The organism is Nonomuraea zeae (genome assembly GCF_005889725.1).
GTDB lineage: Bacteria > Actinomycetota > Actinomycetes > Streptosporangiales > Streptosporangiaceae > Nonomuraea > Nonomuraea zeae.
The window spans coordinates 1-7,033 of record NZ_VCKX01000460.1 but is presented as its reverse complement, the minus strand read 5'-3'; the positions used below and the strand labels follow the sequence as shown (position 1 = coordinate 7,033).

The 7,033-nt window shown below is 68.1% G+C and carries 9 protein-coding genes and 1 tRNA gene; 8 read left to right on the top strand and 2 right to left on the bottom strand.

All coding sequences use genetic code 11. The features are described from left to right. The coding region (locus tag ETD85_RS58810) for an acyl-CoA dehydrogenase family protein (RefSeq protein WP_276617421.1) at window positions 1–590 on the top strand (590 nt) is incomplete at its 5' end. Between the two features lie 49 nt (window positions 591–639). Continuing rightward, window positions 640–712: transfer RNA gene (locus ETD85_RS58805), tRNA-Lys, on the top strand. Window positions 713–966: 254 nt separating this feature from the next. Here the strand turns inward: ETD85_RS58805 and ETD85_RS58800 are convergent. After that, entirely contained in the window at window positions 967–1,569 is a 603-nt protein-coding gene (locus tag ETD85_RS58800) for a YdcF family protein (protein WP_138698506.1), read from the bottom strand. A gap of 325 nt (window positions 1,570–1,894) precedes the next feature. Between ETD85_RS58800 and ETD85_RS58795 the strand changes: the two genes are divergently transcribed. From ETD85_RS58795 to ETD85_RS58775, 5 genes are all read left to right on the top strand, one after another. Continuing rightward, complete coding sequence (locus ETD85_RS58795; protein ID WP_138698505.1) at window positions 1,895–2,221, top strand: PadR family transcriptional regulator; 327 nt, start codon at window positions 1,895–1,897, stop codon at window positions 2,219–2,221. Then, window positions 2,218–2,574 carry a DUF1048 domain-containing protein gene (locus ETD85_RS58790; RefSeq protein WP_138698504.1) on the top strand — a complete coding sequence of 119 codons (357 nt, stop codon included), beginning with the start codon at window positions 2,218–2,220 and terminating at the stop codon, window positions 2,572–2,574. The genes ETD85_RS58795 and ETD85_RS58790 overlap by 4 nt, the downstream gene beginning before the upstream one ends. 1 nt (window position 2,575) lies before the next feature. Then, entirely contained in the window at window positions 2,576–2,902 is a 327-nt protein-coding gene (locus ETD85_RS58785; RefSeq protein ID WP_138698503.1) for a DUF1048 domain-containing protein, read from the top strand. Between the two features lie 118 nt (window positions 2,903–3,020). Further along, a complete protein-coding gene (locus tag ETD85_RS65285; protein WP_138698502.1) occupies window positions 3,021–3,227 on the top strand; it encodes a hypothetical protein in 207 nt (68 codons plus the stop codon). A 175-nt stretch (window positions 3,228–3,402) separates the two neighbouring features. Beyond that, window positions 3,403–4,203 (top strand): alpha/beta fold hydrolase, encoded by an 801-nt coding sequence (locus ETD85_RS58775; RefSeq protein WP_138698501.1) that lies wholly within the window; start codon window positions 3,403–3,405, stop codon window positions 4,201–4,203. A 402-nt stretch (window positions 4,204–4,605) separates the two neighbouring features. Here ETD85_RS58775 and ETD85_RS58770 read toward each other — a convergent pair whose 3' ends face one another. After that, window positions 4,606–5,466 (bottom strand): LysR family transcriptional regulator, encoded by an 861-nt coding sequence (locus ETD85_RS58770; protein ID WP_138698500.1) that lies wholly within the window; start codon window positions 5,464–5,466, stop codon window positions 4,606–4,608. A gap of 96 nt (window positions 5,467–5,562) precedes the next feature. Between ETD85_RS58770 and ETD85_RS58765 the strand changes: the two genes are divergently transcribed. Then, a complete protein-coding gene (locus tag ETD85_RS58765; RefSeq protein ID WP_138698499.1) occupies window positions 5,563–6,501 on the top strand; it encodes a quinone oxidoreductase family protein in 939 nt (312 codons plus the stop codon). Window positions 6,502–7,033 lie beyond the last annotated feature (532 nt).

Below are 7,033 nucleotides of genomic sequence, written 5' to 3'. Positions count from 1 at the left end.
CCTCCACCCCCGGCTTCTCCGCCCCTGAGATCCACAAGAAGCTGTCCCTTAGGGCCTCGGTCACCTCCTCCCTCTATTTCGACGACCTGCGCCTGCCCGCGTCCGCCGCGCTGCCCGGCGTCACGGGCCTCAAGGGCCCGCTCTCCTGCCTGTCCGAAGCCCGCTTCGGCATCATCTGGGGCGTCGTGGGCGCCGCCCGCGCCTGCCTGGAGGCGGCGGTGACGTACGCGAAGACCCGCGTGCAGTTCGACAAGCCGATCGGCGCGTTCCAGCTCACCCAGGAGAAACTCGCCTGGATGTACGTCGGCGCCGCCCAGGCCGGCCTGACCGCGCTGCACCTGGGCGAGCTGAAGGACGCCGGACGGCTGGAGCCCCGGCAGATCAGTTTCGGCAAGCTGGCCAACGTACGGGCCGCCCTGGACATCGCCCGCCAGGCCCGCAGCATCCTGGGCGGGAACGGGATCACGCTGGAGTACCCTGTGATCAGGCACATGAACAACCTGGAGAGCGTGCTGACGTACGAGGGGACGCAGGAGATCCATACGCTGGTGCTGGGGGAAGCGCTGACCGGGCTGGCTGCTTACCGGTGATGGAGGCGTCGCGGACAGGGCGGTAATCTCTGTACCCTTGCTGTTGCGAGGGGCGTTAGCTCAATTGGCAGAGCTGCGGACTTTTAATCCGTAGGTTCCGGGTTCGAGCCCCGGGCGCCCTACCTCAATGACCTGGGCGGACTCCCGATCTCCATGATTCGGAAGCCCGCCCAGTTGCATTTTCGGTTGCGGTTATCCCCAGAGGCTCGGCCCATGCGGGGCTGCCGCTTCGGTCGAGAGTGTGGCCGCCCGTGGGCGCTACCGCTGCCGCCCAGGCGCGGCGAAATGCCGTCGTCTCCTGGGCACATGAACTCCGCCGGCATCTCGTGTCTCCAGCCGTCGCAGCCCGATCAGCGCGGCTGGTCGGTCGCAAAGGTCAGCGCCACAATCCGTGCACGCGTTCCAGGGTGGCGAGGCTGCCGTCTTCCACCCGGCGAGAGACCTCTTCCCATTCGCGGATGACCTGCCGCCTCCCATCGGGAATGGATGGCCAGTCAGCTCGAGTCACGGGCTTGCCCGCGTAGATGGGCTCCCAGCCGATGGCATAGAAAGCGCCAATGTCGCGAAGCAGGGTCTTGAGGATGTGCACGGTACGGCGGTGGTACCACTTCGACACCGCCGTGATCGTCAGTCCGGCACGGAGTGCTTCATGAAGGTGCGCGAGCGAGAACTCGACGTTCTGCCAGGTGTTGGCGGATTGGTCCTCGCAGCGGATCACGTCCTCGGGGACGCCGCGGTCCATGAGCTGACGCTGGGAGGTCCGGCCTTCGACGATCCCGTTGTGCCGGTTCACACCGCCGGTGACGATGATCAGCGGTGCCCGGCCCGCGTGGTAGAGCTCGGCGGCGATCTCCGCGGGCGGCGCCTGGTTGGTGCCGAACAGGAAGAGAGCGGTCGCCCGATCAGCCGGCGGTGGCGCCTGGATGTCCACGAACGCGGTGATTTCGGCTACCTGCCCAGGGCTGATCTCGTCGGTCATTCACGGTCCTCAACAGCGTGCGAGAGCGGCAGCTGGTGCGCTGCGGAAGCGTTGATCGCATCCAGGTAGCAGGCATGGTACTCGGCTGCCTGCGGGCATCGGCGAACTGCTGAGCAAGCACCTGGTCGAGCTTGCCTGCCAGCACCATGGTCGGCCATCTACTCGCGCATCCGTGCAGACGACTTCGGACACTGGCAGGCGGCCGTCATCGGCTCGGCATCGAGCAAAACGGTGCGCCCGCTCCAGGGGACGATTCCACTACTCCGTGGTACTGTATAGCTGTACTCAGTGCCACCGAGTACCTGGAGGCGGAAGAGGTCCTGCGATGGAAGGCCTGACGGAGATGCTGAAGGGCACGCTTGAGGGCTGCGTGCTGGAAATCATCGGCAGCGAGGAGACCTACGGGTACGCCATCACGCGTCGGCTGAACGACATGGGCTTCACCGACGTCGTCGAGGGGACGGTTTACACCATCCTGCTGCGGCTGGAGAAGAACGGGCTCGTCCAGGTGACGAAACGGCCGTCTGAGGTGGGCCCGCCGCGCAAGTTCTATGCGCTCAACGAGGCGGGGCGCGGAGAACTCACGACGTTCTGGGCGAAATGGGAGTACATCACATCACGGATCGACAAGCTCAAGGAGGGCGGGAGATGAAGTTCTGGGACGCCATGACAGGAAACGATCTCACCAGGGAATGGAAGGCGTTCGAAGTCCGGGCCGAGACGCTACCGGCCGACTACCGGGCGGCGTGGGAACAGATCAAGGCCTGCCTCTTCCTCTACGGCGACTTCACGGGTCGAAACCTGATGCCGATTTTCGACAGCGCCCTGGGGCTGCTCGAAGAGACCGCGGCCGATGGGCGGAGCATTCACGAGGTGCTGGGTGATGACATCGGAGGCTTCTGCGCGGCGCTGGCCGGCGAAGAAGGGGCCCGAGGCTATCGCGACCGGTGGCGCGAGCAGTTGAACAGGAACGTCGCAAGGAAATTGGGCCAGCTAGGAGGCTGACATGGGCATCCAGGACATCATCGAGGGCAAGAAGCAGTGGCGGGCGCACATGGCACGGGTCAAGGCGCTCCCGCCGGACTACCAGATCGTCTACAAGGAGCTCCAGAGGTACTACTTCAAAGTCGGACCGGTCGACCTGCATGACGGGCCCCTGCTCTCAGGGATCGTCGACTTCTTCGAGGAGGGCGTCGCGGCCGGCAAGGGAGTTCTGGAGCTCATCGGCAACGACGTCGCTGCCTTCGCCGACGACCTGATCAAGGACTCGCGCACCTACGCGGAGGTCTACCAGGAGTCCATCAGCGGGGAACCCGGCACGGCTGAGAAGTAGAAGGAGCACCCGTCGATCCGGCCTTGTACGGCGTCATCGCGCCGGCGCCTCGTTGAGCCCTCTACTTGTGCAGCAGCATCACCAGATTCTGGTAGCCGCCGGGCATCGCGGGGGACAGATGACGCCCTCGACCGGCTCGGCCAGTCCCCCCATCACGACCTCGCTCATCTTCAACCTAGATTCCAGCCCTCTCCACCGGCGGCGGCGAGACCGGCGTCCACCCGATCGGAGCCTGCCAGGGCTGTCGTCGAGCGTGCGCACGGCGCACCGCGAGTTCGCCATCCGCGAGCGCACCGCCGATCGGCTCGACGCGAACGTCACGTGACCGCCATGGGCGGCGACGTACCCAACGAGCTGGGCGTCGCCGACGGCCGCAAAAGGCCGAGCAGACCGTCATGGGCGCGCACACACCGACCACGGTGACATGGCGTTCCGCGCTCTCTGCCCGGCGGCCGTGACGGCTGCGGCGAACAAGGCAACGAACGCAGAGATGAGGAACCATGACCCATACGAAGTGGACCGGCATGCTGCCGGTTGACGACACGGCCCTGGCCGTCACCGACACCGGCGGTCCCGGCACTCCCGTGCTCTATCTCAACGGCCACACCGCCACTCAGGGTTACTGGCGGCACGTCATCGCCGAGCTGGGGACGGAGTGGCGGCACATCACCTACGACATGCGAGCCCGCGGCAAGTCGAAGCGCTCGGCGGACTATTCGTTCGAGACGAACGTCCGCGATGTCGATGCCGTGCTGGCGGCGAGGGGCGTGGAGCGGGCGCTGCTGGTGGGGTGGTCCTACGGGGCGTTCGTCGCGGCGCACTGGGCCAGCCGCAACCCCGCCCGCACCGTGGGCGCGATCCTCGTCGACGGCGCGCAGCCCTACGACTGGCTCACCGAGGCGATCGAGCAGCGGATCCGCAAGCTGTTCCGGCGGATGAGTCCGCTCCTGCCGCTGCTGCGCCCGACGGGCCTGACCCCGCGAATGAGTGCCGAGCAGATCGCCGACAGCAACATCGAAGTGGGCAAGATCGCCCGCGAGCGCGAGCTGGGCCCCGTGCTCGACAACATCACCGTCCCGACCCGCTATGTGGTCGCATCTGGGGCCTCTCTCGGAAGCAAGGGTGACGAGCAGGAGCTCATTCGCGCCAGCCTCACTCAGGTGGTCGAGCGCAACCCGAACATCAAGATCAGCGCGAAGGTTCCCAGCAACCACGGTGCCATCCTGCGTAAGGACTTCCGCGCCATCGCCGACGCGGTCCGAGAGGTCGCCGCCCTCGACCGCGGGGGAAGCCCTCGCTGAGCAACCGAGCTCGGCCGACGGGCTGAGCGGGTCGTAGAAACGCCGGCCGGCGTCCCGGCCGACCCCCCGGTCATGGCGCAAACAGGCTCCTGGATTCGGGGTCCCTCCCCGATCTTCGCTCCCTATCCCGACGTCTCCGCCGGTCAGGTCATCGCGGGGCTTCGCGAAGTGATCCGGATGGCCCATCCCGAGGGCCTGCGCGTGCCGCGCCCCCCGGCACCGCGCTCGTGGAGGCACTGGGGTCGATCAGGGCGGTCTGCGGCCTGGCACCGGACGGGGTCAGGCCGTAGCGCGGGTTACCGGAGCTGGTGGCCATCCGCCCGGAGCGTGGGTACGGCCATCGCGACGATGCTGCCGGCGGATATGCCGGTCATACCGGGCACGGCCCGGCCAGATGAAGGGTCACGCCTTGAGTGTCCGCAGTTCCCCGAGAAGGCCGCGGACGACGGCCGACCCGACGAGCTCCGGCGTCGTCACATAGCCCACGTGCCGCAACGGCGCGTCGTCGCCCAGCCCGGCCGTGGCCACCTTGGGCGGCGCACCCACGGTCGAGAGCCGAGGCACGATCGCGGCCCCGAGCCCGTGCCCGACCATCGACATCACCACCCCGTCGTCCTCGACCGTGATGTCGCCGGGCGGGATCCAGTCCTGCCGCGCCAGCCATCGCCGCGTCTCCCCCGAGCAGTTCTCATGCCAGTCGATCATGGGCAGCGACCGCGGGTCCGGATGCCCCTGCGGATAGGCCAGCACGTACGGCTCCGCGTACAACTCCTTGCTGATCAGCCCCTCCACGTGCACCGGAAACGTGACGATCCCCACATCGGCCCGCCCGTCGAGCACCTCCCCCGCGATCCCCCTGCCGAGGTCGGGCACGATACGCACGTCCACGGTCACCTGCGGATGCCGCTGCCCGAACCGCACCAGCACGCCCGGCAGCAGGTGGAAGGCGGCGCTGCGGAAGACGGCCAGCCGGACGGTCCCCGTGCTCTCGCCGTGAGCGGCCGTGCGCGTGTCGGTCTTCATGACCTCCATGAGCCGCAGGATGCGCCGCGCGTGACCGACCGCCGCCGCGCCCGCTGTGGTGGCCCGTGCCCCGCCACGCCCGCGCGTGAACAGCACGGCCCCCATCTTCCGCTCGGCGGCGCGCAGCGCGTGGGAGACCGCTGACTGGGTCAGCCCGAGCCGCGTTCCTGCGCCCGAGACGCTGCCTTCGCCGTCCACGGCCACGAGCACCCGCATCTCGACAGCACTCAGATCGCTCACAGCGCCGACAACGTATGAAAGATGTTCATACATTCCGGATCATCCAGAAAACGCACCCGCTACCAGCCGAGGCGTCACGGCCCTAGCGTCGCAGCCATGAGAGCGATGCGTGCCGAACGACTCGGCGGTCCTGACGTCCTGACCCTGGCCGAGGTGCCCGATCCGGTGCCCGGCCCGGGCGAGATCCTGGTGCGGGTGGAGGCGGCCGGGCTCAACTTCGCCGACGCCGAACGCTTGCGTGGCTCCTATCAGCCGCCGGAGCTGCCGTTCGTCCCCGGCGGCGAGATCGTGGGCCGGACTTCGGACGGGCGCCGGGTGCTGGCCTTCGCCAACGCGGCCTACGCGTCCAAGGCCGTGGCGAAGACACCGGTGGAGATCCCGGAGGACCTGCCGGCCGGGGCGGCGCTGGCGCTGCTGGTCCAGGGACTGACCGCGTGGCACCTCCTGCGTACGGCGGCGCGGCTCGAACCCGGCGAGAGCGTCGTGATCAACGCCGCGGCCGGAGGCGTGGGCCACCTGGCGGTGCAGCTCGCCAAGGAGTTCGGCGCGAGCCGGGTGATCGGCACGGCCTCCACCCCCGGCAAGCGCGAACTGGTGCTCGGCCTGGGCGCGGACGCGGCAGTGGACGGGTCCGCGGACGGCTATGCCGCAAGGGTGCTCGCGGCCAACGGCGGCGACCCGGTCAACGTGGTGCTGGACGCCGTGGGCGGGCCGGTCTTCGACGCCGCGACCCGCGTGCTCGCGCCGTTCGGCCGCCTGACCACCTATGGCACCTCCAGCGGGGTGGACCCCTCGCCGGTCGACCCCGGCCTGCTGAGCGAGCACAACATCGCGGTGGGGGGTTACTGGCTCGGCGCCCACCTGCGCCTGCCCGGCAGCACCGCCGCCGAGGCGTTGAAGGAGCTGATCGCGCTGACCACGGCCGGGCGGCTGCGCCCGGTGACCGGAGCCGAGTACAAGCTGGAGGAGGCCGGGCAGGCACTGGCACACCTGACGGCCCGCCGTACCGTCGGCAAGATCATCCTGCGCCCGTGACAGCGGACCACCCGCGCGTGGTCACCCCGCTCGGGCCTTGTCAGGCTTTGGAGCGACACGCACACCAGCCCGTGGCACCTGCACTCGCGTAGCCCTGGGGTTACGTCCACGGAACGGCAGCCGGCTACCTGCCTTCCCCGTCAAACCCTCCAACCAGCGCCCCAAGCCGGGCACCTCCCCCAGACGTCGCCGTCCTTATCCAGAGTGGTTAGGGCCGCCTCCCAGGTCAGAGCCGAGTGATCTTGTCAGGCACGTTGGCCGGTGTGCAGGGCATGCTGCGGTGAACGCAAGCTCAGGCGTTTCGGTTACTCGCCCGATCTTCATCTTCCACCACGCATTCCCCGAAGAACCTGAGGAACCTTCCATGCACCACATGTATGAAAAGCTCATTCGCGCGGCCGGATCGTTAGCGTCCACGGGAGTGGTGTACGGGTTTGAACCCGTTCGTCACCTTGATGCCCGTGAGGGAAGATCGATGTGACATGAGGGCGGCCACTCCGCGATCCTTCACAGCTGTCGAAGGCAAAGAAGG

Bases quoted from the DNA above. Each gene is read 5' to 3' on its own strand.
- ETD85_RS58775 (WP_138698501.1), top strand. From the start codon at position 3,403: ATGACCCATACGAAGTGGACCGGCATGCTGCCGGTTGACGACACGGCC.
- ETD85_RS58790 (WP_138698504.1), top strand. From the start codon at position 2,218: ATGAAGTTCTGGGACGCCATGACAGGAAACGATCTCACCAGGGAATGG.
- ETD85_RS58765 (WP_138698499.1), top strand. From the start codon at position 5,563: ATGAGAGCGATGCGTGCCGAACGACTCGGCGGTCCTGACGTCCTGACC.
- ETD85_RS65285 (WP_138698502.1), top strand. From the start codon at position 3,021: ATGACGCCCTCGACCGGCTCGGCCAGTCCCCCCATCACGACCTCGCTC.
- ETD85_RS58795 (WP_138698505.1), top strand. From the start codon at position 1,895: ATGGAAGGCCTGACGGAGATGCTGAAGGGCACGCTTGAGGGCTGCGTG.
- ETD85_RS58785 (WP_138698503.1), top strand. From the start codon at position 2,576: ATGGGCATCCAGGACATCATCGAGGGCAAGAAGCAGTGGCGGGCGCAC.
- ETD85_RS58800 (WP_138698506.1), bottom strand. From the start codon at position 1,569: ATGACCGACGAGATCAGCCCTGGGCAGGTAGCCGAAATCACCGCGTTC.